Below are 24,354 nucleotides of genomic sequence, written 5' to 3'. Positions count from 1 at the left end.
ATGTTCAACGGCTATCTAAAAAAACAACTCCAAGAACAAAGGGCGGAGCTGTCGCTGCTGCGTCAGCTCCATGAGCAGATGGAAAGCACGATGGCGTCGATCACCCTCGACCCTGATTTTCGTATTGCCGCTCTGAACCAAAGGTTCGCTCGCACGCTCGGTTACAACGTCGAGCAACTGAAGGGTCGCGCGATGGCAGACATCGTGCCGCCTTACGTGAAAGATTTGCCGTGCTTTCATAACTTCCGCGCCGCGATAGCCAAAATGACCCCCATCAGCGATGACTACCGCTACCTGCGCGCCGACGGCAGCCTTGCGTGGTTGCATGTCGATTGGTATCCCATCGGGAACGAACACGGCACCCTGCTGAACATTCGCGGCATTGCCCGTGAAGTGACCAAGGAGTTGCAGGTGGCGAAGGAGAACGAAGCGTTCATCAACGCGCTTCTTCGCTCCACCGCGGTCATCCAGTTCAATCTGGACGGCACCGTAATTACCGCCAACGATCAGTTCCTGCAGGCGATGGGTTACTCGCTCAAGCAAGTCGTGGGCAAGCATCACAGCCAGTTCTGCACTGCAAGCGAGGCCGGATCGCAGCAGTACAAGGCCTTCTGGCAGACGCTCAACCGCGGCGAGTTCGTTGCCGACCGCTTCAAGCGGGTCGACAGCCAGGGCCGCGACGTCTGGCTCGAGGCGAGCTACAACCCGGTACACGACACTGAGGGCAAGCTGTGCAAAGTGGTCAAGTTCGCCAGCGTGATCACCGACCAGATTGCCCGCGAAGAGGATGTTCGGGGGGCGGCCGGCATCGCCTATGACGTGTCCAGGCAGACCGACACCAGTGCCGAGCGCGGTGCCGTGGTGGTCAAGGACACGGTCGCGACGATGCAGCGCATCGCCGAGCAAGTGGAATCGGCCACGCAGGGCATCGAGGCCCTGGGCCAGCAATCGCTGCTTATCAGCTCGATCGTGCAGACCATCAGCGGCATCGCTGCCCAGACCAACCTGCTGGCGCTCAACGCGGCCATCGAAGCGGCACGCGCCGGGGAACAGGGTCGCGGTTTCGCGGTGGTCGCCGATGAGGTTCGCCAGCTGGCAGGCCGCACCAGCGCAGCCACGGAAGAGATCGTCAGCGTGGTGCAGAAGAACCAGTCATTGGTAGATGAGGCCGTACGAGAAATGGCCAGCAGCCGAGGGCAGGCCGCCCAAGGCCTGTCACTGGCCAATCAGGCCGGCGCGGTGATCGTTGAGATTCAGGACGGTGCCAAGCAGGTGGTGAACGCTGTCGGACGCTTCGCGAAGGAGCTGAATTAGTCCTCAGCTGTGATGGGGCGGATGCCTTCATCCGCCTCGTTCATGCGATCAGAGCGCAGCCTTTTCTACCGGCCTGGCGAAACGATAGGTCGCCAAGCAGCACAGCACGACACCACTCGACGCCAGCAACCCACCGACAATGCCCACATTGCTCAGGCCCAGATGGACGGTAACCAGGCTGCCGAGCAGCGCGCCGCCGCCGATTCCGACGTTATAGATGCCAGAGAACATGGCCATGGCGACGTCGGTCGCATCGGACGCTAGATTCAGCACCTTCGCCTGCAATGCCAGGCCAAAGCACATCCCGGCGATCCCCCAGACCACCACCAGCGCGCCCAGCAGCGAACTGTCGCGTGAAGCCGGCAGTAACAGCAGCAAACACGTCGCCATCGCTGAGATCGCGGCGACCAGAAAGCCCCTCGGATAACGGCCGCTGTAGCGACTGAACAGGAACGAACCAAGAATGCCGGCGCCGCCGAACAGCAACAGCAATACCGTCGTCATGTCACCGCTCAAGTGTGCGATGTTCTGCGCGAAGGGTTCGATATAGGTATAAGCGGTGAACTGCGCGGTGATCACCAGAGCGGTCAGTACATAAGCCGCGACCAGCGCCGGGCGCTTGAACAGCACCGGCAAGCTGCGCAGCGAACCGGAATTCTGGCTCGGCAGCAGCGGCAGCGTCCGCGCCAGGCAGAGCGCCACCAGCGCCGCGATCACGCCAATCGAGAGGAACGTCGTGCGCCAGCCCAGCGCTTCACCCACCACACGGCCAAGCGGAATGCCCAGCACCATCGCCAGTGCGCTGCCGGTGGCCAACAGGCCCAGCGCCTGTGCCTGCTTGCCTTGTGGCGCAACACGCACGGCCAGTGATGCAGTGATCGACCAGAACACCGCGTGCGAAAGCGCGATACCAATACGGCTGATCATCAGCATGCTGAAGCTCGACGCCACGCTGGACACCAGATGGCTGCCGATAAATACCGCGAAGACGACGATCAGCAGCCTGCGGCGTTCGACGTTGCGCGTCAGCAGCATCATCGGCAGCGACATCAGTGCCACCACCCACGCGTAAATGGTCAGCATCAGACCGACCTGGGACGGCGGCATGTCGAACGAACCCCCGATGTCGCTGAGCAACGCGACCGGGACGAACTCGGTGGTGTTGAAAATGAAGGCGGCCAGCGCCAGTGCGATGACACTGAGCCAGCTCCCGGCGTGGGAGTGTTGCGATTCGTTCATGTGGGCGATGTCTTGATGCGACCAATCGGCAACCGCAACGCGCCTTTTTGAAAAGCTATGTCTGTTGGCGCAAAGGCCCGAGCGACGTTCCGCTTCAGCCCACCAACGCGGTCAGCGTGGGCTAAAGCCCACCCTACAAGGCTCGGAGCCTTCCCAAACCAATTGGCAACAGACATAGCCTTTTTGAAAAAGGCACACCACAGCGTGACGAGAGAGAATTCAGGGGTGACGGTCGTGCTCGATCACCACAACGCACCCGGCCCGCGAGCTTCGAAGAAGTGCGGGCGGCAGCGGAAACGATTGAGATACGAAACAGGACAGTCGGAGCGGCGCGGATTCTACGCCCGCGCCGTGCCGATGTCAGGCCGCAAAAACCATCTGCGACGAGCGGCCGCAGCCGCGGCTCGCTAGCGTCGCCAAAGGCTCGCCCGGCCTTGAACGTTCGAGGCCGTTCGATACGCGTATCACTCGGCGAAATACGCCTGCGCGCGCTCCGCTTCCGCGGCGGTGGGCTTGTAGTTGATCCACTCGTCGCTCTCGTTCTTCTTGTAACGCACGACACCCTGCGCCACATCGAACTCGTAGAAGGGATAAACCTCGCGCAGGTTGTAGAACGCAGCCGGGGCGAAGAAGAGGATGTCAGCGGCCAGATAGCCACCGTTGAACTTGAGCGGAATCAGCCCGTACATGGGCTCCATGCCATCCTGCGTGGCGCGGAAGCGGTACTGGCCGAAGCTGGTGGTTTTGTAGGTTTTGCTGACCGGGTTTTTCAGCACCAGCGGTGCATCGTCATTGATCTTGACGCTGAGGCTCGGATCGCTGGAACGCAGCGAGGTGGTGGCGGAACAGGCGGACAGCAGCGCAGCCATCAGCGGCAGCGCCAGGAGTTGCTTGGCTTTCATGTTCAATCCCTTGCAGGTGGTAGGCGTGGACGACCTGGACCGGCCCTACGTTGGGGTCCGGCGGCCATCCTTGGCGGGCGGCACTATAGGACACTGTTTGCTGATGGCCAAGCGCCCTCGGTCTGGGTTTCGTAGGGCGCGCTTCGCGCACCGCCGGCTTCGGTGTATCCGGTGCGCGGAGCGCACCCTACGTGGCCAAGGTGGCACCGAACGGAGCGGCATCATCGCTGATTGGAATGTAGGGTGCGCTTCGCGCACCGCCGGGCTTCGGTGTATCTGGTGCGCGGAGCGCACCCTACTTGTCCTAGACGAAACTTTTTTCAATCACTGGCCATGCGCGTACCACTCGGCATCCAGCCGAAACTTTCCTGCCCGCCATCAGCCGTACCTACAGAACCCATTCACACCGGAGAAGGTATGGCTTACCCGAAGATCCCCGCACAGAAGCAGGACCGCCAGCCCGGATTGGAGAGCGAGATGCAGCCGCCAGCCGAGTTCATCCGTGACAGCTACAAAGGCAGCGGCAAGCTGGCCGGCAAGGTGGCGCTGATCAGTGGAGGCGACAGTGGCATTGGCCGCGCGGCGGCGCTGCACTTCGCGCGCGAGGGCGCTGACGTAGCGATCATGTACCTCGACGAACACGAGGACGCCGCAGCAGCCAAGCACATGGTGGAAGCCGAAGGGCAGCGCTGCATCACCCTGCCCGGTGATATCCGCGACAGCCGCTACTGCAACGATGCGGTAAGACAGACGATCGAAGCCTTTGGCCGACTGGACGTGCTGGTGAACAACGCCGGGCGCCAGGAGGTACAGACGCGGCTCGAGGACATCACCGACGAGCAGTGGGAGAAGACCTTCGCCACCAACATTCACGGCTACTTCTATCTCACCCGTGCCGCCCTGCCCCACCTGAAAGCCGGCGCGTCGATCATCAACACAACTTCGATCAATTCCTTCATCGGCAATCCGATGCTGGTCGACTACACCGCGACGAAAGGCGCCATCGACGGATTCACCCGAGCCCTGTCGCAGCAGTTGATCGAGCGCGACATTCGCGTCAACCAGATCGCTCCCGGCCCGATCTGGACGCCGCTGCAACCGGCCACCATCGGCAAGCACGATCCCGAGATGCTCGAAGGCTTCGGCAGCCAGATGCCCATGGGCCGTTGCGGCCAGCCTTCTGAACTGGGCCCGGCTTACGTTTATCTTGCATGCGAAGACTCGTCCTATGTCAGCGGCCAGACCATTCACATCAATGGCGGCAAAGTGGTGAACGGCTGAGGTTCGCCATATCGAACGCAGCCGCACGAACCGAGGTGAAATCATGACTCAGATTCTCATTGCCGCCTTCGACCGCTACGCCGAAGCCGAGCATGTCAAAGCCGAACTTCTGAGCAAGGGCGTTTCCAGCGACGACATCCAGATATCCGCATCCTTCAACCCCGCCACGGTCGACAGCAGCCGGGTGGAAGTCGTCGGCGATGAACCGGACGAGGACGCCACGGTCGCCGACAAAATTGGCAGCTTCTTCCAGAAAGTCTTCGGCGACGATTCGAGCAAGCACGCCGGTCGCTACCCAGAGGCGGCTCGTCGTGGTTCGACCATTGTCACCGTCACGCTGGACGACGAAGGCCAGATATCGATGGTCGAGCAGCTGATGGAGCGAAACGGTGCGATCGATATCGACGAGCGCAGTGCCGGCTGGGGCGACGATGACACGACGCCCGTCACGGCCAGCACCGAAACCCTGACGACTGGCTACCCGGACGCCACATCCATCAGCGTCGACGAACGCGAGCTGAATGGAATGGCCACACCGGACCGCGGCGCGGACGATGGCTCGATTCCAGGCCGCGCCGAAAACGAAAAGGCCGAGCGTCGTGACAACACGGCCGGGCGGGTGCGGATCATTCCGCGGTAACGCGCCGCCGAAAGTGCATCACGCTCATTGCGCCATGAACACCTCATCGAGCAGGTCGTTCATGGCCTCGAAAGCGCGCTTCGCCACCAACGGGTTGTACTCGTTGCGGCCCGGCACCTTGGCATAGGGGTCGGTAAACGAATGCACGGCGTTGCCATAGCTGACCATTTGCCAGTCGGCATCGGTGGCTTGCATCTCGGCGACGAAGCCATCGACTTGCTCCTTCGGCACAGCCGGATCATCGGCACCGTGCAAAACCAGCACAGGTGCCTTGATCTGCTTGGCGTCATCGGGGTTAGGCGTGTCCAGGTTGCCGTGGAAGGAGACGAAGGCGTCCAGATCGGCACCAGAGCGGGCCAGTTCCAGCACTGCGCCGCCACCAAAGCAGAAACCGATCGCCGCCATCTTGCTGGTATCCAGCGCTACGTCCTGCTGTGATTTGAACGCATCGACCGCAGCCTGGGCGCGCTTGCGCATCAGCGCGCGATCACCGCGTACCGAGGTAGCGGCCGCCTTGGCTTCATCCGGATTCGATGGCCGTACCGCCTTGCCATACAGATCCGCCATGAACACCACGTATTTCTCCCCTGCGGCGCGCGCGGCTTTCTCCGCCGATCGTTCGGTCACCCCGAGCCAGTTCGGCACCATCACCAAACCGGGGCGCGGCGTGGTCACCGCATCGTCGTAAACCAGCAAGCCCTCGAAGGCTTCGCCGTCGATTTCATAGGCATGGGGCTTGACCACCACAGCGGCTTCGGCAACGCCGACCATCCCGGCCAGCGCCAGGGCAATGCACGTCTTTTTCATGGGTTTCTACCTGCGAAGTGAGACGACTTTTCAACAGTAGCGGAAAAAACCCACTGTACAGGCCGGCCCTACTTCAGGACCGTTTCGGTTTGTGTCGTTGGAGCCCGTTGCTGGGGAGGCGCCCCTGCAGCGCCAGCGCATTGGCCGTCGCTGCCCCACTGGCCGTGTTGTCGAAGATGCACCAATTAGCAACGCCGTCCGGCTGATCGGCTAGGCGGTCGGCCAGCGAATCGAGCCAATCGGCAGCGTATGAGGAATGGTAGATGCGCGGCGAGCCGTGCAGCCGGTAATAGCGAAACCCCGCCCAGCCGCCCGGCTCGGCCGCTTCGGCAAAGGCCGTGGGATCGGCAGCGACGCGGGCGATCTGCGCCTGCTGCAGCAGCGACTCGGCATCGAGCCAGCTACGATGGCGAGGCTCGATGGCCACCGGCCCGTCGTGGCGGGCTCTCAATGCAGCGAAAAAAGTACCGGCGCTCGCAGAGTCATAGGCCAGCGAAGGCGGTAATTGCACAAGCAGGCAGCCCAATTTCTCGCCCAGATGGCCGCACTCGTGCAGGAAACGTTCGAGCGGTTCTTCGCAAGCGATCAGCCGCCGCTCGTGGGTGATCTGCTTGGGCAGCTTCACGCAGAAGCGAAACGCTGCCGGTACGCTTTCGGCCCACTTGGCGTAGGTGGCGGGTCGATGGGGGCGATAGAAGGAGCTATTGATTTCCACCGCTGGAAAACGATTGGCGTAGCGCTGCAGGTGCGTGCCCTCGTCCGGGAATGCTGGCCACTGCTCGCGCGGCAGGCTCCAGCCCGCCGTGCCGAGAAATATGGAGGTGTCGAAGTCCTTCACTGTGAGGGTCCCGCCGAATGTTGGCTCTTACAGATGACCATCGCGCATGCCGGCTTGATCCTCCCGGCGCTAATCGACCCTAGCGTGCCGATCGCGTGCCCGACTGGACCGGCAACCGCTTGAGCAACCATTTGCGTGCCGGCACCACGGCATGCTCCTGAGCCCAGACGCAGAGCACCACCGTCAAGATCAAGTAGAGCGGATAGAACAGCAGTGACAGCTGTTGTTCTCCGGCCCGGACGGCGCAATCGGCCCAGGTCTCGAAGCAGCTGGACGAAGCGACGCCCAGCAGTTTTTCCGAACGAGAAAACAGGATGAACGCCGGTACATGCAGCACGAACAGCGGCAGCGATGCCGTTCCTAGACGCTGCGACCAGCGATTCAGGCGGGCGCTGCCTGGCGTGGCGATCAGCGCAAAGAGGTAGACCAGCGCCAATTGCGAGGGCAGCAGCAGCCCGTTGTGCAGCAGGAAGTACCAGAGCTTTTCTCCCTTCAGCAGCCAAATGGCGGCGATGAAGCAGGCCAGCACGAAGCCTGCCAGCGCCAAACGACTGCCCGGCCTCGGCACGCGTCCTTGACTCTGCATTTCGCGGAACACCCCATACAACAAGATGCCGGCGAGAAATTCCGGCAGGCGCAGCAAGGGCATGCGGTGCAGCATGCCGGTATAGGGAACACCATATTCCTGCTGCTGAATCACCCAGAGCGGCGGGATCAGGTAGATCGCCGCGATGACCGCGAGCCAGAGTGCCTTGTGCCGCAACCGCATCAGCCGCGGCGCCAGCAAAGGGAACGTCAGATAAAAGAAGAACAGCGTGGAAATCGACCACAACGGTGGATTGAAGGTCAGGTAGTAAGGATTCCATGCCTGCAGCATGAACAGCTGCAGGACGAAATTGAGCAACAGCTCGCCATTGCCCATGAAGTGCTCAAGGGTCTCTCTGGACGCCTCGCCCAAATCCTCGTTGGTGTCGTAAACCACGAAACGCAGGGTCGCCTTGACGTCGTCCGGCGGGATACCGAGTTTGGCGATGATGAACAACACCACCGCCGTCAATCCCAGTGAAAACAGGTGTAACGGATAGAGATTGGCGAAACGCCGGCTGAGGAAGCTGCGCCCCGGTTCGCGCAGCTGTCCTTGCTGACAATAGACATGGGCCAGCAAGAAGCCCGACAGCACAAAGAAACTGCTGGTCGCGAAGAACCCCACCCCGGTCAGGTCCGACAGCCACCAGGGCCGCTGTTCCTCGGGATACACATGGATCGTATGAAAGAACACCAGGTATATGCCGAGCGAGAATCGCAACCACTCGAGCCCGATGAATTTTTCCCTGCTGACTTGCTCCATGCGTTGCTCCTGCTATGCGGCGACCACTTGCCGTCCGCAAATAGGACGTTCCGTTGCAGGCAGTCGTTCGATATCCGCTGAGCATTCGCGCCGCAGCCGGATTGGATAGGCGACACGGCACGTCGCACAACGCCGTCATCCGAAAGATCAATATTTCGTCACGTATGCGTCGGGCACGGGCCGGAGCGATGCAGGTCCAACCATGACCAATAACCGGCAGAGAGGTCCGCTAACCGTGTTGTTCCGAGCCAAGCCCCAGCTACGAACAGGTATCGCAACGCCCTTGCTGATGGCAATGGTCCTGCTTGCATCGCCACTGCGGGCGGTGGCGCAGGACGGTTTCAGCTGGACGGAAAACTTCCTCGAACACATCGCCAAGGTCGATGCGAGCACCTCGGGCGAGCTGGGCATCTACCTCAAGGATCTGGATACCGGCGTGTCGGCCTCCTACCACGGCGAGGAAGCCTGGTACCTTGCGTCCACGGTCAAGGTCCCGGTGGCCATTGCCGTCATGCGTCGCATCGATCAGGACACCCTGAGCCTGGATAGCACCGTGCGCTTGCTGGAGTCGGACTACGTCGACGGCGCCGGACCGACCAAACGACACGCACCGGGAACCTCGCTCAGCGTCCGTTACCTGATGGACCAGATGCTGATCCACAGCGATAACACCGCAAGCGACATGCTCATCCGCCTGGTCGGCCTCGACGCGGTCAATGCCGTGACCCGCGAACTGGTGCCGGAAGGCCTCGGCCCGATCACCACCCTGGCGGGTGTGCGCAGGTTGATCTACGGGGAACTACACCCCTCTGCCCGCCTGCTCTCCGGCAGGGATTTCCTTTCGCTCAAAGCGCAGCGCAGCGAAGCCGGACGCCTCTCGCTTCTGGCCAGCCTGCTCGGCGTCCAGCAGAGCGCGTTCACCAAAATCCCGCTGCGCGAGGCCTATGAACGTTATTACGCGACGCCCTTCAATTCGGGCACGTTGCAAGCCTATGGCGATCTCTTGTCCGCAGTAGTGGAAGGCAAGGCGCTGAGCCAAGCCAGCACCGAATACCTGCTCAGCGTGATGAATCGCGTGGCCACCGGAGCCCAGCGCATCAAGGCCGGATTGCCACCGACGGTCGGCTATGCGCACAAGACGGGCACTCAGCTCGCCCGTATCTGCGATGCCGGCGTGATCGCGCCGCCACCGTTCCGCATAGCCGACCCCGCCGGACGTATCGTTGTGATCGCCTGCGTGCGCGGTGCTGCATCCACCGCCAAGGCCGAACGCGCGTTGCGCGGCGCGGGCGAAGCGATAACCGCCTCTGGAGTGCTTCGCCTATGAAACCAGCCCCGCTCGCGCGCACCGGAAAATTGCTCGCCCTACCGGCCTTGGTAGGCCTCGGGCTGGCGCTCTGGGCGTATAAGGAACAGGCCTATTCGGAGTCCTGGCGCAACGCGCTGGAGCAGGACATTCGCCAGATCGACGAACAGAGCCCAGGCAATCTCGGCGTTTACATCAAACACCTAGGTGACGGCGAGGCACTCGACTACGAGGCGGACCGCTTCTGGTACCTGGGTTCGGCGGTCAAGGTGCCGATCGCCATCGCGGTCCTGCAGAGCGTCGACGAAGGCGAGCAGAGCCTCGACGAGCAGATGAGCCTGCAAGCCACCGACAAGGTCGACGGCTCCGGCGATCTGGTCTGGCAGGACGACGGCGTCGAATATTCGCTGCGCGCGCTGCTGAACGAAATGCTCATCGAAAGCGACAACACGGCCGCCAACATGCTGATCCGGCTCATTGGCGAGGATGAGCTGAACGAGCGCACACGCAAGAACATGGGCGGCAAGGGCTTTGAACGCATCACCGACTTCACTCAGGTGCGGCGGGACGTCTATGGCGAGCTGCATCCCGGTGCGCATGAACTGGACAACATCGAACTGGTGAAGCTTGCATCGGCGCCCTTCAGCGAGCCGCGCTACGAGGCGGTCGCCAACGCCCTGTCGCTCTCCGAAAGCGAGCTGAAGGCCGACAGCATGGAGCAGGCTTATGAGCGCTATTACGCGCGCAACCTGAATTCCAGCACGCTGGAAGCCTACGGCACGCTGCTGGAGAAACTGGTCGAAGGCGATCTGCTTTCCGAGTCCAGCCGGGATCTGCTGTTCAAGGACATGAAGTTGGATCGGTATGACGCCTACCGCCTCGAAGCCGGCCTGCCCAGCGATGTGCCCTTCATCCAGAAGACCGGCACGCAACTGGAACGCGCCTGCCATGTAGGCGTGATCGAACCCCTGGCGGAAAAGCAGGAGAAAACCGTCATCATCGTGGCCTGCGCCGAGGCCCTGGACGAAGCCAAGGAAGCCGGAGCGGCCTTCGAGCGCGTGGGCGAAGCCATTACCCGAGTGCTGCTAAACAAAACCGAGTGATGGCTGATGGTTCCGCCGCTCCCGCGCGGCTCAACCCAAAAGCTTCCCCCCGAGGCGGGCCTCCCACAAAAAGCAATGCGCACTGCCACAGCCCCACGCCGATCCGCTTTCGTAGGAGGCGCGACCTCGCGGCGAAAGCGTGCCCTCAGCCAGCGCAAAAGCCAAAGCTTCGCCCCGAAGGCGGGCCTCCCACAAAGCAAAGCGCACTTCACAGGCCCATGCCGATCCGCTTTCGTAGAAGGCGCGCCCTCGCGGCGAACCGTATTTTCAGCCAACGCAAAAGCCAAAGCCTCGCCCCGAGGACGGGCCTCCCACAAAGCAAAGCGCACTCCACAGACCCATGCCGATCCGCTTTCATAGGAGGCGCGACCTCGCGGCGAACCGTATTTTCAGCCAACGCAAAAGCCGAAGCCTCGCCCCGAGGGCGGGCCTCCCACAAAGCAAAGCGCACTCCACAGACCCATGCCGATCCGCTTTCGTAGGAGGCGCGCCCTCGCGGCGAAAGCGTGCCCTCAGCCAGCGCAAAAGCCAAAGCTTCGCCCCGAAGTCCCACAAGAAGCAAAAGCACACTGCCGCAATTCCATGCAGATCCGCTTGCGTTGCTGACCGTTGAATTGAGATCCACGCGAATGCAGAGCAATTGATCGGAAGTCCCCATCGGGTTGTCCATAATGGGGGCAGCTGAACTGATCAGAGAGGCGTCGATCATGCGCAAGGCCGAAGTCAAACACCGCAACTCCCTCAAGCTGGAGCGACTGCAGCGCTTCCTGACATGGGCCTCGGAGCGCCATCCCGACTTCATGCCGAAGAAGAACCATCAGGACAATTGGTTCAGCACCTATATCGGCCATCAACCGCCCGAGATCGGGCGCGCGGCGCGGTTGTTCTGGCTCGGACTGGACGAGCCGGCGGTCGATGCCAACGTCGAGAGTGCCGATCCCCAGAGCCTGATCGGCCGATTGCTCAATCGCGATCTGAACGACTACAGCTGCAACGTCGACATCTTCGGCGCCGAGAAAACGCTCGACTGCGGTCCGCTACAGAACCTGCTGGAACCCGAGCTCGCGCTACGCATCCCTGACAGCACCTCCATCGACGAATTCGAAGCCAACGTGGACGACGCCATCGAAGCACGGGTCCGGGACCGTCTGCATGTGCTGGAGCGCCCCTTCGCCAGCATGAGCGACGAGCAGAAGACGCGCGTTCTGGATCGCTTGCCGACAAAACTCTCCCGGCTCGATGACTTCGCCGCCAAGGCCGTCGATATCCTCAACGAGGTGAAGCACGAACTGCGTTATGTCGTGGAACTGCGCCACGGCGACGTCGCGCTGGACCTGCAGCGGCGCATTCCCGGTGGCCAAGGTCAAGTGCTAAGCGAACAGGACGTGGCCGAACTGAAGGCGCAGGATCGTCAGGATCTGCTGGCCAAGTTCGAGATGATGATCGAGGAAGCCGGCGACTTCGACCTGCAGCTGCTGGGCGAGAAGCGCCTGACCGAAGTGTTCATGATGGAGCCGAAGAAACTTCGCCGGACCATCCGCTTCGCCCGCCAGGACCACAAGGAGAAGATGGCCTTCGCCGTGCTGCTGGAGAACAACCCGCGCTTCGTGCACTACCACAAGCTCTACGCGGCGCGGCGGATCACCCGTACGTGGACCGCCCTGCTCGGCCCGACCAACAGCGGCAAGACGCACCAGGCCATCGAGGCGATGACCGGCGTCGAGCACGCCATCTATCTTTCGCCACTACGGCTGATGGCGCTGGAAAACCAGGAACGCATCGAGTCCATGGGCGTGCCTTGCTCGCTGGTCACGGGCGAAGAGGAAATCATCCGCGAAGGCGCCACGCATTACTGCTGCACGGTCGAAGAGTTCGCCCGCTTCCGCCATCAGCCCTGGGATGTGGTGGTCATCGATGAAGTGCAGATGATGGCCGACTCGCAGCGCGGCTGGGCCTGGGTCGATGCACTGGTCAGCGCCTATACGCCAGAGCTGATCATGACTGGTCCGGAGCTGATCCAACCCTCGCTGAAAACGCTCTGCGACCTGTGCGATGACGAATTGGTGGTCAAGCGCACCAAGCGTCTGTCGCCGGTGGAAGTGGCGCGTCGCTCGACCACGCTCAAGCAGCTCGACGAAGGCTCGATGCTGGTCGCCTTCAGCCGCAAGACGGTATTGGAACTCAAGGCCATGCTGGAGATGACCGGCAAGAGCGTCTCGGTGGTTTACGGCGCGCTGTCGCCGGAAGTGCGCCGCGAGCAGGCACGACGGTTTCGTGAAGGCGAGGCGGACATCATGGTCGCCACCGATGCCGTGGGCATGGGGCTGAACCTGCCGGCGCACACGCTGTGTTTCTACACCGATGAAAAATACGACGGTATCCAGAACCGTCAGCTGAAGGTGCAAGAGGTCAAGCAGATCGGCGGGCGCGCCGGGCGTTTCGGCCATCACGACAGCGGCCTCATCACTGCGCTCGATGTGCAGACCCTGCAATCAATCAAGCGTCTATTCCATAGCGCCGACCTGCCGGTGGATTTGTCGCAATTCCAGGTACGACCATCGATCGAACATCTGCAGGCCATCGCCGAGCTGATGGAAGAGCCCAGCCTGCTGCGTGCCTGGTTGACCTTCAATCGCAACATCAACTATGGCGAGGAATTCATCTCGGTGCTGCCGGACGAGCTGGCCGAGTGGATCAAGCTGATCGACGATCCGACCATCGACTTACCGCTGCGCTGGATTTTCGCCTGTACGCCGATCCGCGGCGGCCTTGACAGCCCCGCCAGCATCTTCGCCCAGCAATGGCTGAAGAAGGTTGCGCAGGACAAGGAAGTCCCACTGCCGCGGCTGATCATCGATGCCGATCTGGCGACATTGGAAAGCTCGCTGCATGTCATCGAAACCTACCTGCACCTGGCGCGAACGCTGCCGGCGCACTTCCCGGCGCTGGAACAGGCCGAACAGCACCGCAGCCTGCTAAACGGCGCGATCACCCGCGAGCTGTCCCGCCAACGCAAGCCGCGCAGTTCGGACCGCCGCCGCCTCTCAGGCGAAACCCGAAACTGCAAGCAGTGCGGCAAGGCCATGCCAATGGCCGAGCGACAATTTCGTTTGTGTCAGAACTGCTTTCAGGAACAGCGAGCTAAAGAGCAGCCATACGCCAAACGGCGCACTCCAAAGCAGGTAAAAACGTAGCGATTCACGGCCAGGCGGGCGCCCCATCAGCTCAATGGTTTATGAGTTGTAGGGTGCCCGCTTCTTTGCTTTGGCTGTTAACGATGTCCTCTGCGCCAATCTCGACGCTCCACTGGGACCATGACGTACTCGACGCGTTTCGGCCGGTACTTCATTGCACGGGGCGCATGCCGATGGTGATGAACATGAGGCTTCGGCTGATGCTGATAACGGCGAGAATGCCGATGGCTGTGACGGTCATCGGAATCGTTCGATAGCACCGCGACCAGAACCGCCCCGACTGCCGCACCCGCCAATACGGGAACCACAACGTTGCGATCAGCTGCTGAAGCGGCACTGGCTGTGATCAGGCAGCCGGTAAGCAGACCGATCTTGAGTATGCGACTGAACATGGCTTTCTCCTTTCTACGAGTGGGCTCGTTGCCCACAGCTATCAAACACCGCCGCTCGGTCAGCGGGCGTCAGGCAGGTGTAAACAACGCGTAAACAGCCACGTCAGAAGAAGCGAATCATCGAGTCCGGGGCTGTCTCATATGAACGATGGACGCAGCGTGCGGAGGCACCCATGCACGATACTTACGACATGAAACGATTCGTCGTCGCCCAAGACGGCATCTACGATCGCGCGCTGGCGGAATTGAAAGCCGGCCGTAAACACAGCCATTGGATGTGGTTCGTTTTTCCGCAGATCGCCGGGCTCGGCCATAGCGACATGGCGCGACGCTACGCCATTTCCAGCACAGACGAGGCGCTCGTCTATCTGCAGCATCCGCTGCTGGGAGCACGGCTGGAGGAATGCGCGCAGGCGATGCTGCAGCACACCGATCGTCCGGCGCGGCAGATACTCGGCTCGCCCGATGACCTGAAGCTACGTTCGAGCATGACGCTGTTCAGCGCCGTCGCACCTGAGCGGACCATCTATCGTCAGGTCCTGGACGCTTTCTATGGCGGCGAGGCAGATCCGGCGACGTTGGCCAGACTGCAACGCTGAGCGTTGCCAAGCTCTAGCATGTGATTGTCAGAGGCGATTGCACTGCCGGTATGCCATCAGGGCCTTGCTGCGCGGAGCGCACCCTACAGGGTCTCGTACATCCGTAGGGTGCGCTCTGCGCACGGCCAGTACCCCACAGTTCGCTTGGCTGAACGTCCGTTACGAGAGGCGGCTTTGCCTGTGAGAAAACTCTTCTGGTAGCTCTCCATGCGATGGTGCATCAGCGTTGCGCCGCGCTGAGGCCACTCGGCGTTGACGTTCCGCACTTCTTCGCACTTTGCCGCTGCCTAGCCTGCGCCGGCTGATGGCGACAACGGATCTACCGCTCCGTTCGCTACCTTTTCTATGAAATGTTCAAGTTTTTACTTTGACAGCGCCAGAATTTGACTTTAAGTTTTCGCTTCCGAACATTTTCGAACCCACGCAGTATTCGGATTATAAAAACAACAGTCTCCAGAAGAGGTTCTGCGCATGAGTAACCCGTCCACCCCGACGCTACGGGGGCAATGCATCGCCGAATTCCTCGGCACCGCTCTATTGATCTTCTTTGGCACCGGCTGCGTCGCTGCGCTGAAGCTTGGCGGAGCTGACCTAGGTCTTTGGGAAATAAGCGTAATCTGGGGCATCGGCGTCAGCATGGGGGTGTACCTGGCCGCTGGCGTGTCGGGCGCTCACCTGAACCCTGCCGTGTCCATCGCGCTCTGGCTGTTCGGCACCTTCGAGCGCAACAAGGTGCCCGCGTACATCCTCGCCCAGACGGCAGGCGCATTCTGCGCCGCTGCGTTGGTTTACGGACTTTACAGCAGCCTGTTTTTCGATTTCGAACAAGCCCAGCAGATGACGCGCGGCAGCCTCGCCAGCCTTGAACTCGCTTCGGTGTTCTCCACCTACCCTCACGCGTCCCTGTCCATCGGCCAGGCGTTTCTGGTGGAAGTGGTGATTACCGCTATTCTGCTGGGAATGATCATGGCGCTGACCGACGATGGTAATGGCCTGCCCCGCGGCCCGCTGGCTCCGCTGCTGATCGGCCTGCTGATCGCGGTGATCGGCGGCGCGATGGGCCCGTTAACCGGCTTTGCTATGAACCCGGCACGGGATTTCGGACCGAAGCTGATGACTTTCTTTGCCGGCTGGGGCGAGGTTGCCTTCACTGGCGGGCGGGACATTCCCTACTTTCTGGTCCCGCTGATCGCTCCGGTGCTGGGCGCCTGCATCGGCGCCGCAGGCTACAAGGCACTGATCTGCAAGCATCTCCCGAATCTGGGCTCGGGCGCTTGTGCTGCACCTGAGCCAGATCACGAAGCCAAGCGTTACAGCAAACACGATGCCACTGCCCAAGAAGCTCGTTAAGGAATCGACATCATGAGCAACCCGAACGACAAGCAATTCATCGTCGCCCTCGACCAGGGCACCACCAGTTCCCGTGCCATCGTGCTGGACCGCAACGCTAACGTGGTCACTATCGCTCAGCGCGAGTTCGCGCAGATCTACCCGCAGCCGAGCTGGGTCGAGCATGACCCGATGGAAATCTGGGCCACCCAGAGCGGCGTCTTCGTCGAAGCCTTGGCTCAGGCCGGCATCACCAACGAGCAAGTGGCGGCCATCGGCATCACCAACCAGCGCGAAACCACCATCGTCTGGGACAAGCTCACCGGCAGGCCCATCTATAACGCCATCGTCTGGCAGAGCCGCCAGAGCACGCCGATCTGCGATCAGCTCAAGCGTGACGGCATGCAGGAGCACATCCGCAAAACCACCGGCCTGGTCATCGATCCCTATTTCTCCGGCACCAAGATCAAGTGGATCCTGGATCACGTCGAGGGCAGTCGCGAACGTGCGCGGCGTGGTGAGCTGCTGTTCGGCACCGTCGATTGCTGGCTGATCTGGAAGATGACCCAGGGCAAGGCCCACGTCACCGATTACACCAACGCATCGCGCACCATGCTGTTCGACATCCACAAGCTGGACTGGGACCCGGTCATGCTGGAGGCGCTGGATATCCCGCGCGAAATGCTGCCCGAGGTGCGCTCCTCCTCCGAGATCTATGGTCATGCCTATCTCGGCTCCGGCCAGAGCACCGGCATCCCGATTGCCGGTATCGCGGGCGATCAGCAGGCGGCGCTGTTCGGGCAGATGTGCGTCGAGCCGGGCCAGGCCAAGAACACTTACGGCACCGGCTGCTTTCTGTTGATGAACACCGGAACCAAAGCCGTACAGTCCGAGCACGGCCTGCTTACCACCATTGCCTGCGGCCCGAAGGGCGAGGTCAATTACGCATTGGAAGGCGCCATCTTCAACGGCGGCTCCACTGTGCAGTGGCTGCGCGACGAGCTGAAGGTGATTAATGATTCGCTGGATTCCGAATACTTCGCCACCAAGGTCAAGGACAGCAATGGCGTCTATCTGGTGCCTGCCTTCACCGGCCTCGGCGCGCCCTACTGGGACCCTCGCGCCCGTGGCGCATTGTTCGGGCTGACGCGCGGTGTGAAGGTCGACCACCTCATCCGTGCCGCGCTGGAATCCATCGCCTACCAGACCCGCGATGTCCTCGATGCCATGCAGCAGGACGCCGGTGAACGTCTGCGCTCGCTGCGTGTGGACGGCGGCGCGGTAGCCAACAACTTCCTCATGCAGTTCCAGGCCGACCTGCTCGGGACCCATGTCGAACGCCCGCAAATGAAGGAAACCACCGCCCTCGGCGCTGCCTACCTGGCGGGCCTGGCGACCGGCTTCTGGAGCAGCCTCGATGAGCTACGCAGCAAGGCCACCATCGAGCGGGTCTTCGAACCGGCCTGCGATAACGAGCAGCGCGAGGCACTTTACAAGGGTTGGAAGAAGGCCGTAGACCGCACTCGAGACTGGGCAGAGGACTAAATCAAACCGGCATTGCCACTCGACGGCGCCCGGCCCGGATTCGTTTCCGCGCCGGCGCCGCTATTCACAAACGAACAATTCTTTAATCGGAGACCAGACTGCGGCATGCTTCCGGCATATCGATAAGAAGGAAGCCTCCATGAGTCTGGCCCCACGACAGCAGAGCATTCTCGAACTGGTGCGCGAACGCGGCTACGTCAGCATCGAAGAGCTGGCGCAGCAGTTCGCGGTGACGCCGCAGACCATCCGCCGCGATATCAACCAGCTCGGCGAAGCCGGCCTGCTACGCCGCTACCATGGCGGCGCCGCTCACGATTCGAGCGTGCAGAACACCGCCTACACCCAGCGCGCCCGCCAGATGCGCGACGAGAAGCGCCGTATCGCCGATGCCATGGCCGCGCACATTCCCGATCAAGCTTCGCTGTTCATCAACATCGGCACCACCACCGAAGCCATCGCCCACGCGCTTCTGAATCATCGCGACCTCAAGGTCATCACCAACAACCTGCATGTGGCGAGCATCCTCAGCCCCAAGGAAGACTTCGACGTCCTGATCGCGGGCGGTAACGTGCGCAGCGACGGCGGCGTCGTTGGCCAGGCAACGGCGGATTTCATCAGCCAGTTCAAGGTGGACTTCGCCCTGATCGGCATCAGCGGCATCGACGAGGACGGCACCTTGCTGGACTTCGACTACCAGGAAGTCCGTGTTTCCCAGGCCATCATCAACAATGCCCGCAAGATCTTCCTCGCTGCGGATTCGAGCAAATTCGGCCGCAATGCGATGACCCGCCTCGGTTCGCTGGAGCAAATCGATGTGCTGTTCACCGAGGCCCAGCCGCCGGAAGCCTTTGTCGAACTGCTCGCGCGCCATGACGTGAAGCTGGAAGTCACTGGTTGATCGTCGTTTAGCCAAGGCCGGACGCCTGAGCCTGGTGGGCTGAAGCGGAACGCCGCCCGGCTCACCCACAGCTGGCGCAGGTCGGCGTAGGGTGGGCTTCAGCCCACCAAGAAAAAAGCACAACTCGATCAGTACAACCTCAGCCCCAACAAGCAGCTCACTTCTGTTCGTTTATTTTCTTTTGATATAAAAAGTGAACATTCTATCTGGAGAGAAGAACTCTTCTACGCTACGATGTTCACATTCGAAAATAGATATTCGTTTTTAGGAGAACACCGTGACCGACACCGACCGCCCCGTCTCCGAGCTCTATGACATCGCCGTTATCGGCGGAGGAATCAACGGCGTCGGGATCGCCGCCGATGCGGCTGGGCGCGGGCTGTCGGTTTTCCTGTGCGAACGCGACGATCTTGCCAGCCATACATCATCGGCCAGCAGCAAGCTGATCCACGGCGGCCTGCGTTATCTCGAACATTATGAGTTCCGCCTGGTACGCGAGGCACTGGCCGAACGCGAGGTGCTGCTGCGCAAGGCGCCGCATATCGTCAAGCCGATGCGTTTCGTCCTGCCCCATCGCCCGCATCTGCGGCCCGCCTGGATGATTCGAGCCGGGCTGTTTCTTTATGACAACCTCGGCAAGCGGGAACAACTTCCCGCCTCGCGCGGCCTGCGCTTCGGCGATGAAAGCCCGCTGAAACCGGCGATACGGCGCGGTTTCGAATATTCCGATTGTTGGGTCGACGATGCACGACTGGTAGTGCTCAACGCCATGGCGGCGCGCGAAAAAGGCGCGCACATCCATACCCGCACCCGCTGCCTGAGCGCCAAACGTGCCGGCGGTATCTGGCATGTCGAGCTACAGCGCCAGAACGGTACGCGCTTCTCGCTGCGCGCCAAGGCACTGGTCAACGCGGCGGGCCCTTGGGTCGCGCAGTTCATCGGCGAGAACCTGCAGCAGCGCTCGCCTTACGGCATTCGTCTGATTCAGGGCAGCCACGTCATCGTGCCCAAGCTGTACGAAGGCGAGCAGGCGTACATCATGCAGAACGAGGATCGGCGCATCGTGTTCGCCATCCCGTACATGGGTCGCTACACCATGATCGGCACCACCGATCGCGAGTATCACGGCGATCCGGCCACGGTCAGCATCAGCGAAGAAGAAATCGCCTACCTGCTGGGCGTGGCCAATGCGCACTTCCGCAAGCAATTGGAACCCAAGGACATCCTGCACACCTTTGCCGGCGTTCGCCCACTGTGCGACGACGAGTCCGACAATCCCTCGGTCGTTACCCGCGATTACACCCTGTCGCTGGAAGCCGAGCAGAAGCAGGCGCCGTTGCTTTCGGTGTTCGGCGGCAAGCTGACGACCTACCGCAAACTGGCCGAATCGGCGATGGAGCACCTTGCGCCGTTCTTTCCGCAAATGGGCGAGCGCTGGACAGCGAAGGCCAGCCTTCCCGGTGGCGAAGGCATGGACTCGCCGCAAGCATTGGTCGAAAAGTTGGTCGCCAGGATCGAAGGCATCGACTTAGACCTGGCTCGGCGATGGGCGAATCTTTACGGCAGTCGCGTCTGGAAAATGCTTGGCGAGGCTCGCTCAGTCACTGAGCTGGGCGAACTGCTGGGCCAGGACCTCTACACGCTGGAAGTTGAATATCTGCACCAGCAGGAATGGGCAACCTGCGCGGACGACATTCTCTGGCGCCGCACCAAGCTCGGCCTGTCGTTCACGACTGACGAGCTTGCCCGATTGCGCCACTATCTGGACGCCCGGCCTGCGCCAGCGAAGGCAACGGATATGAATGCGGCCTGATGGCCGCAGCATTTCGAATCACCGCCGATTGCGGTAGGCTCAGCTCCTTCTCAAGACGGAGTAACTCCCCATGGCCCGAGCCACTGCCCGCCACATCCTGGTTCCCACCGAAGACAAGTGCAACGAACTGAAAGCTGCCATCGAAGGCGGCGCCGATTTCGCTCAGGTTGCCAAGGACAATTCCACCTGCCCATCCAGCCGTCAGGGCGGCGACCTGGGCTCGTTCGGCCCAGGCCAGATGGTCAAAGAATTTGACACCGTCGTATTCAGCGCCCCGCTGAATGTCGTGCAGGGTCCGGTGAAGACCCAATTCGGCTATCACCTGCTGGAAGTCACCAGCCGTCAGGATTGATCCTGCGCCCCCGCGCTGCGGCGTGGGGGCTCCCTCCTCCAGCTCTCCACAGCCTTTCTCTGCAACGTCCAATCGATCGTCAGGTCTTGCCCGCGGGCAACGTGCCGACGTTGCCACATGCGTCAAGCTTCGTGGCGGAAGCGTCCGGCCAGGCTATTCAAGCCGCACATGCTCTGCACCGCACTGTCGATCTGGCTCAGCGCCTTATTGCATGGTTTCGATCCGCGACCACCGCGAAACCACGCCCGTGATCACCGGCGCGGACCGTTTCGATGGCGGCATTACAGCCACGGGCTATGCTCAGAAAGAGCTACTTTCATCCACCCTGAGGGGAGCGATGTGATGTTCCACGTAACGCGCATAGGCGACAAACGCATCGACGTCGATTTTTCCGGCAAGCTCGACAGCAATGAAATGCGCTTCGCGCTCGATGAGCTGATGCGCAAATCAGAAGGCATCACCCATGGCCAGATGCTCTATCGCATCGGCGACTTCGACATGCCGACGCTGGGCGCCGTCGGTGTCGAGCTGTCACGGATTCCGCAGCTGTTTCGTTTCATCCGTCGCTTCGACCGCTGCGCCGTGGTCAGTTCTAGAGAGTGGGTGCGCAAGGCCAGCGAGATCGAAGGCGCGCTGATCCCTGGCCTGACGATCAAGGCATTCGATGCGCACCAGAGCACCGAGGCGCATAACTGGCTTGAGGGCCTGCAATAGCCTGCCGATATCTCAACGCGGCGTGCCGAAGACTTGGGTCCAGTAACTGATGGCAGCGCTGTCCGGATTCGTCGCATATGCGGCGCCCATCTCAGTGAAGTCCGCCCGCATGATATTGCGACAGTGTCCGGGGCTGGCCAGCCAGCCGGCCACGGCCTGCTCCACCGAGCCTTGGCCTGCCGCAATGTTTTCACCGACCCGGCTCCACGCGTAGCCGGCGCGGTTGGCTCGATCGCTGACCTGGCTGCCATTCGCCGCCCGATGGCTGAAGAAGTCCTGATTGGCCATATCGCGACTGTGGGCCAGCGCAGCCTCGGCCAGCCGATCATCCCAGCGCAATGCCGGCACCGCCTCGAATGTCTGGCTGCCACAGGTTCGCGCTTGCGCGCGGGCTTCGTTGACTTGTTTCAGAATCTTCTTCCCTGCTTCCCGCCAGTCACCTAGATCCGGCGATAGCAAAGGCTTGGCAAGCAGCACCTGCCAGGTACTCCCCTGCCTGGAGACACCGATTTCCGCGAACTCTTCGCTACGCAGCGCGCTGCAATAGCGTTGCCTGAGCGCATCCATGGCGGCCTGCGTGCTCGCAGGACCGGATATCGAGACCGCTTGTAGTTTCGCCGGACGATAGCCGGACGCCTGCAACGCACGTTGCAGCTGCGCCCCGCTGGTCGCTGGAGCCACCGCCAAGGCATCAGCGGGGGCAAGCGGCCCTACCGCGGAGCCTTTGGCACCGTCGCATGTCTGTTCGGTATCGCGGAAAGCGTTGATCAAGCCAATCAGGGCATCCGGTTCATCAGCGCTTATCTCGCCCGCGAACAGCGCAGTGAGCAGCAGCAATGGCCCTGCCCATAACACCTGGGTCAGCGCTCGATGCTTTCGAGCTGGGATGATTGATGGCGATCTGGAGGCTGTCATGGCAACACTTCGCTCCGGTTTTGGTCTTGCCCCGACAACGCGGAGCCTGACACGGGGTCGTTAGTCTGCTGACCACAGTCAGCCGAGAGCGATCCAGGCGAGCAAGCGAAACAGGTCAGCAAACATGCGATCATCAGCCCGGCAAAACCGAACGCCAAGTAACCGCATTCATCGAATCCGAACCACACCCAGCCATGACCCTGTCCGATTTTCTGCTGTTCGCGCTGCCTGCGATCTTTCTCACCGGGCTGTCCAAGGGTGGCTTTGGAGGCGCTCTGGGCGGGATCGCCGTGCCGCTGCTGGCGCTCGCTATCTCACCGAAACAGGCGGCGGCTGTAATGCTGCCGATTCTCTGTCTGGCTGACGTGGTGGGTCTGAAGGCCTATTTCGGCAAATGGGACGTGCCCAATCTCAAGGTCATGCTGCCCGGCGCGCTGATCGGCATCGCCCTCGGCTCGCTCACCTTCGGCATGCTCGACGAACGGATGATCGGCCTGATGATGGGGTTCATCGCTGTGGGTTTCGTGGCGCTCGGGCTGATCACTAACAACGACAAGCCCCGCCCACTGCAACGCGGGCGCGGCACCCTGCTTTCGTCGGTTGCCGGCTTCACCAGCTTCGTCGCGCATGCGGGCGGACCGCCGATCCTGATGCATCTGCTACCGCAGCAACTGGACAAGCTGCGCTACGTCGCGACCATCAACCTGTTCTTTCTGATGACCAATGCGATCAAGCTGATTCCCTACGCCGCACTCGGCCAGTTCAACCGCGAGAACCTGCTACTGAGCCTGGCGCTCGCGCCCATCGTGCCGTTCGGCGTCTGGGCCGGGCTTTGGCTGCACAAGCGCATCGATCACACCTGGTTCTACCGGATCGCCCGCATCGGCATGGCGCTCGCTGGTTTGCAGCTGATCTGGAAGCATCTCTGAAGCCGGACCGGCATACCGCTGGCGCACCAGTGCTGAACGATCACAGCTCACCCCAGTCGGAAATAATGTACCCACTGCAACAGGAGTCATCCTCATGCTGAAGTTTCTGGGCAGCACAATCGGCATCATTTTTCTGATCGGTCTGTTGGTGGTGATCGGTTTGTTCATGTTGGTGTTCTAACCACAACGGCTACCAACAGGCGCACAAAAAAACAGTTCGCAATTCCGCTGTGTCGAGCTCACCAGCCGTTCTCGATCATGCCGCCGGGCTTTCTGGCGGCATGGTCGTTTTTGCACTGAGCTCGGCGGGCACCGCTTCCGACCTGCGGAACCGAATGACTTGACCGAGACGATGGTCCAAACAGCACCTACACCAACCGAGGATGATGAAATGGGTCTGTTCGACAAGATCAAAGACAAACTGGGCTTGGGCGGCGTCAGCAACGAAGCGCACAAGCCTGCCGCACCAGATTCGGGCGTCAACCAGCATGCCACTGACACGGTTGTCGACTCCAACCGCCCGACGACAGCCAACAACGCAACCACCACACCGCCCGGGGCCAGCGCATCGGCAACGGGTATGGCTGGCACCGCCGGTACGGTCGGCGGACCTAACAACGTTGTGGATGTCCCGGCGAAGCTCGACGGCATGGCGGCGAATTTTCCGGAGCAGCTGAACTGGCGCACCTCCATTGTCGACCTGCTCAAGCTGCTGGGCCTGGACAGCAGCCTGGAGTCGCGCAAGGAACTCGCTACCGAGCTGGGTTGCCCGCCGGACAAGATGGCCGACTCGGCGCAGATGAACATGTGGCTGCATCGCGCCGTGATGCACAAGCTCGCGGAACACGGCGGCACCGTACCGCCCGAACTGCGCACCTGATGAAGAGTTCGTTCCC

General features: G+C 61.5%; 21 protein-coding genes and 2 pseudogenes. 16 read left to right on the top strand and 7 right to left on the bottom strand.

Annotated elements, in window-relative coordinates; genetic code table 11:
* A pseudogene (locus E0D86_RS21805) lies at positions 1 to 774 on the top strand (PAS domain-containing protein); the annotation flags it as partial.
* A complete protein-coding gene (locus E0D86_RS21800) occupies positions 757 to 1,314 on the top strand; it encodes a methyl-accepting chemotaxis protein (protein WP_256681133.1) in 558 nt (185 codons plus the stop codon). The pseudogene E0D86_RS21805 and the gene E0D86_RS21800, both read left to right, overlap by 18 nt.
* 48 nt (positions 1,315 to 1,362) lie before the next feature.
* Here E0D86_RS21800 and E0D86_RS00990 read toward each other — a convergent pair whose 3' ends face one another.
* Positions 1,363 to 2,553, bottom strand: a complete 1,191-nt coding sequence (locus tag E0D86_RS00990) for a sugar transporter (RefSeq protein ID WP_131648119.1) — start codon at positions 2,551 to 2,553, stop codon at positions 1,363 to 1,365.
* 464 nt (positions 2,554 to 3,017) lie between these two features.
* Positions 3,018 to 3,455 (bottom strand): hypothetical protein, encoded by a 438-nt coding sequence (locus tag E0D86_RS00985; RefSeq protein ID WP_131648118.1) that lies wholly within the window; start codon positions 3,453 to 3,455, stop codon positions 3,018 to 3,020.
* A gap of 417 nt (positions 3,456 to 3,872) precedes the next feature.
* On the opposite strand from E0D86_RS00985, the gene E0D86_RS00980 reads away from it, so the two are divergent.
* Both E0D86_RS00980 and E0D86_RS00975 read left to right on the top strand, forming a co-directional pair.
* Complete coding sequence (locus tag E0D86_RS00980; protein ID WP_131648117.1) at positions 3,873 to 4,736, top strand: SDR family oxidoreductase; 864 nt, start codon at positions 3,873 to 3,875, stop codon at positions 4,734 to 4,736.
* A gap of 43 nt (positions 4,737 to 4,779) precedes the next feature.
* Entirely contained in the window at positions 4,780 to 5,376 is a 597-nt protein-coding gene (locus E0D86_RS00975) for a hypothetical protein (protein ID WP_131648116.1), read from the top strand.
* A 24-nt stretch (positions 5,377 to 5,400) separates the two neighbouring features.
* On the opposite strand, the gene E0D86_RS00970 is transcribed toward E0D86_RS00975, so the two are convergent.
* The 3 genes from E0D86_RS00970 to E0D86_RS00960 form a co-directional block, all read right to left on the bottom strand.
* Complete coding sequence (locus tag E0D86_RS00970) at positions 5,401 to 6,147, bottom strand: dienelactone hydrolase family protein (RefSeq protein WP_371924037.1); 747 nt, start codon at positions 6,145 to 6,147, stop codon at positions 5,401 to 5,403.
* 109 nt (positions 6,148 to 6,256) lie between these two features.
* A complete protein-coding gene (locus E0D86_RS00965; RefSeq protein ID WP_131648114.1) occupies positions 6,257 to 7,021 on the bottom strand; it encodes a DUF72 domain-containing protein in 765 nt (254 codons plus the stop codon).
* Between the two features lie 79 nt (positions 7,022 to 7,100).
* Entirely contained in the window at positions 7,101 to 8,369 is a 1,269-nt protein-coding gene (locus tag E0D86_RS00960; protein ID WP_131648113.1) for an acyltransferase, read from the bottom strand.
* A gap of 289 nt (positions 8,370 to 8,658) precedes the next feature.
* Here E0D86_RS00960 and E0D86_RS00955 point away from each other — a divergent pair, with 289 nt between their 5' ends.
* From E0D86_RS00955 to E0D86_RS00915, 9 genes are all read left to right on the top strand, one after another.
* Positions 8,659 to 9,696 (top strand): serine hydrolase, encoded by a 1,038-nt coding sequence (locus tag E0D86_RS00955; RefSeq protein WP_231752200.1) that lies wholly within the window; start codon positions 8,659 to 8,661, stop codon positions 9,694 to 9,696.
* Positions 9,697 to 9,725: 29 nt separating this feature from the next.
* Complete coding sequence (locus E0D86_RS00950) at positions 9,726 to 10,778, top strand: serine hydrolase (protein ID WP_131648944.1); 1,053 nt, start codon at positions 9,726 to 9,728, stop codon at positions 10,776 to 10,778.
* Positions 10,779 to 11,485: 707 nt separating this feature from the next.
* Positions 11,486 to 13,972 carry a helicase-related protein gene (locus E0D86_RS00945; RefSeq protein WP_131648111.1) on the top strand — a complete coding sequence of 829 codons (2,487 nt, stop codon included), beginning with the start codon at positions 11,486 to 11,488 and terminating at the stop codon, positions 13,970 to 13,972.
* 565 nt (positions 13,973 to 14,537) lie between these two features.
* Positions 14,538 to 14,963: a DUF1810 domain-containing protein gene (locus tag E0D86_RS00940; protein WP_131648110.1), complete on the top strand. Its 426-nt coding sequence runs from the start codon at positions 14,538 to 14,540 to the stop codon at positions 14,961 to 14,963.
* A 471-nt stretch (positions 14,964 to 15,434) separates the two neighbouring features.
* The gene (locus tag E0D86_RS00935; protein WP_131648109.1) at positions 15,435 to 16,313 is read left to right on the top strand and encodes an MIP/aquaporin family protein; all 879 of its coding nucleotides are present in this window, start codon (positions 15,435 to 15,437) and stop codon (positions 16,311 to 16,313) included.
* 12 nt (positions 16,314 to 16,325) lie between these two features.
* Entirely contained in the window at positions 16,326 to 17,837 is a 1,512-nt protein-coding gene (gene glpK / locus E0D86_RS00930) for a glycerol kinase GlpK (protein ID WP_131648108.1), read from the top strand.
* 139 nt (positions 17,838 to 17,976) lie between these two features.
* Entirely contained in the window at positions 17,977 to 18,735 is a 759-nt protein-coding gene (locus tag E0D86_RS00925) for a DeoR/GlpR family transcriptional regulator (RefSeq protein ID WP_131648107.1), read from the top strand.
* A 277-nt stretch (positions 18,736 to 19,012) separates the two neighbouring features.
* Complete coding sequence (gene glpD / locus E0D86_RS00920) at positions 19,013 to 20,548, top strand: glycerol-3-phosphate dehydrogenase (protein WP_131648106.1); 1,536 nt, start codon at positions 19,013 to 19,015, stop codon at positions 20,546 to 20,548.
* A gap of 70 nt (positions 20,549 to 20,618) precedes the next feature.
* Positions 20,619 to 20,900, top strand: coding sequence for a peptidylprolyl isomerase (locus E0D86_RS00915; RefSeq protein WP_131648105.1), 282 nt, complete (start codon positions 20,619 to 20,621; stop codon positions 20,898 to 20,900).
* A gap of 202 nt (positions 20,901 to 21,102) precedes the next feature.
* On the opposite strand, the pseudogene E0D86_RS21795 reads toward E0D86_RS00915, so the two are convergent.
* Positions 21,103 to 21,183, bottom strand: a pseudogene (locus E0D86_RS21795) (hypothetical protein); the annotation flags it as partial.
* Positions 21,184 to 21,242: 59 nt separating this feature from the next.
* On the opposite strand from E0D86_RS21795, the gene E0D86_RS00905 reads away from it, so the two are divergent.
* Entirely contained in the window at positions 21,243 to 21,614 is a 372-nt protein-coding gene (locus tag E0D86_RS00905) for an STAS/SEC14 domain-containing protein (protein WP_131648104.1), read from the top strand.
* A 12-nt stretch (positions 21,615 to 21,626) separates the two neighbouring features.
* Here the strand turns inward: E0D86_RS00905 and E0D86_RS00900 are convergent, their stop codons facing one another.
* The gene (locus E0D86_RS00900; protein ID WP_131648103.1) at positions 21,627 to 22,529 is read right to left on the bottom strand and encodes a CAP domain-containing protein; all 903 of its coding nucleotides are present in this window, start codon (positions 22,527 to 22,529) and stop codon (positions 21,627 to 21,629) included.
* Between the two features lie 194 nt (positions 22,530 to 22,723).
* Here E0D86_RS00900 and E0D86_RS00895 point away from each other — a divergent pair, with 194 nt between their 5' ends.
* Together E0D86_RS00895 and E0D86_RS00890 are read left to right on the top strand one after the other, a co-directional pair.
* On the top strand, positions 22,724 to 23,458 hold the full coding sequence (locus E0D86_RS00895; RefSeq protein WP_131648102.1) for a sulfite exporter TauE/SafE family protein: 735 nt from the start codon (positions 22,724 to 22,726) through the stop codon (positions 23,456 to 23,458).
* Between the two features lie 391 nt (positions 23,459 to 23,849).
* Positions 23,850 to 24,338: a DUF3597 domain-containing protein gene (locus E0D86_RS00890; protein ID WP_131648101.1), complete on the top strand. Its 489-nt coding sequence runs from the start codon at positions 23,850 to 23,852 to the stop codon at positions 24,336 to 24,338.
* Positions 24,339 to 24,354 lie beyond the last annotated feature (16 nt).

The organism is Pseudomonas sp. IC_126, from assembly GCF_004331835.1.
Lineage (GTDB): Bacteria > Pseudomonadota > Gammaproteobacteria > Pseudomonadales > Pseudomonadaceae > Stutzerimonas.
This window is presented reverse-complemented; position numbering and strand designations above follow the sequence as displayed.

Coding starts and splice junctions, on each gene's coding strand:
- E0D86_RS00895 (WP_131648102.1), top strand. CDS start 22,724: ATGACCCTGTCCGATTTTCTGCTGTTCGCGCTGCCTGCGATCTTTCTC.
- glpK (WP_131648108.1), top strand. CDS start 16,326: ATGAGCAACCCGAACGACAAGCAATTCATCGTCGCCCTCGACCAGGGC.
- E0D86_RS00945 (WP_131648111.1), top strand. CDS start 11,486: ATGCGCAAGGCCGAAGTCAAACACCGCAACTCCCTCAAGCTGGAGCGA.
- E0D86_RS00970 (WP_371924037.1), bottom strand. CDS start 6,147: ATGGTCGGCGTTGCCGAAGCCGCTGTGGTGGTCAAGCCCCATGCCTAT.
- E0D86_RS00960 (WP_131648113.1), bottom strand. CDS start 8,369: ATGGAGCAAGTCAGCAGGGAAAAATTCATCGGGCTCGAGTGGTTGCGA.
- E0D86_RS00890 (WP_131648101.1), top strand. CDS start 23,850: ATGGGTCTGTTCGACAAGATCAAAGACAAACTGGGCTTGGGCGGCGTC.
- E0D86_RS00975 (WP_131648116.1), top strand. CDS start 4,780: ATGACTCAGATTCTCATTGCCGCCTTCGACCGCTACGCCGAAGCCGAG.
- E0D86_RS00915 (WP_131648105.1), top strand. CDS start 20,619: ATGGCCCGAGCCACTGCCCGCCACATCCTGGTTCCCACCGAAGACAAG.
- E0D86_RS00990 (WP_131648119.1), bottom strand. CDS start 2,553: ATGAACGAATCGCAACACTCCCACGCCGGGAGCTGGCTCAGTGTCATC.
- E0D86_RS00940 (WP_131648110.1), top strand. CDS start 14,538: ATGCACGATACTTACGACATGAAACGATTCGTCGTCGCCCAAGACGGC.
- E0D86_RS00900 (WP_131648103.1), bottom strand. CDS start 22,529: ATGACAGCCTCCAGATCGCCATCAATCATCCCAGCTCGAAAGCATCGA.
- E0D86_RS00955 (WP_231752200.1), top strand. CDS start 8,659: ATGGCAATGGTCCTGCTTGCATCGCCACTGCGGGCGGTGGCGCAGGAC.
- E0D86_RS00905 (WP_131648104.1), top strand. CDS start 21,243: ATGTTCCACGTAACGCGCATAGGCGACAAACGCATCGACGTCGATTTT.
- E0D86_RS00985 (WP_131648118.1), bottom strand. CDS start 3,455: ATGAAAGCCAAGCAACTCCTGGCGCTGCCGCTGATGGCTGCGCTGCTG.
- E0D86_RS00925 (WP_131648107.1), top strand. CDS start 17,977: ATGAGTCTGGCCCCACGACAGCAGAGCATTCTCGAACTGGTGCGCGAA.
- E0D86_RS00935 (WP_131648109.1), top strand. CDS start 15,435: ATGAGTAACCCGTCCACCCCGACGCTACGGGGGCAATGCATCGCCGAA.
- E0D86_RS00980 (WP_131648117.1), top strand. CDS start 3,873: ATGGCTTACCCGAAGATCCCCGCACAGAAGCAGGACCGCCAGCCCGGA.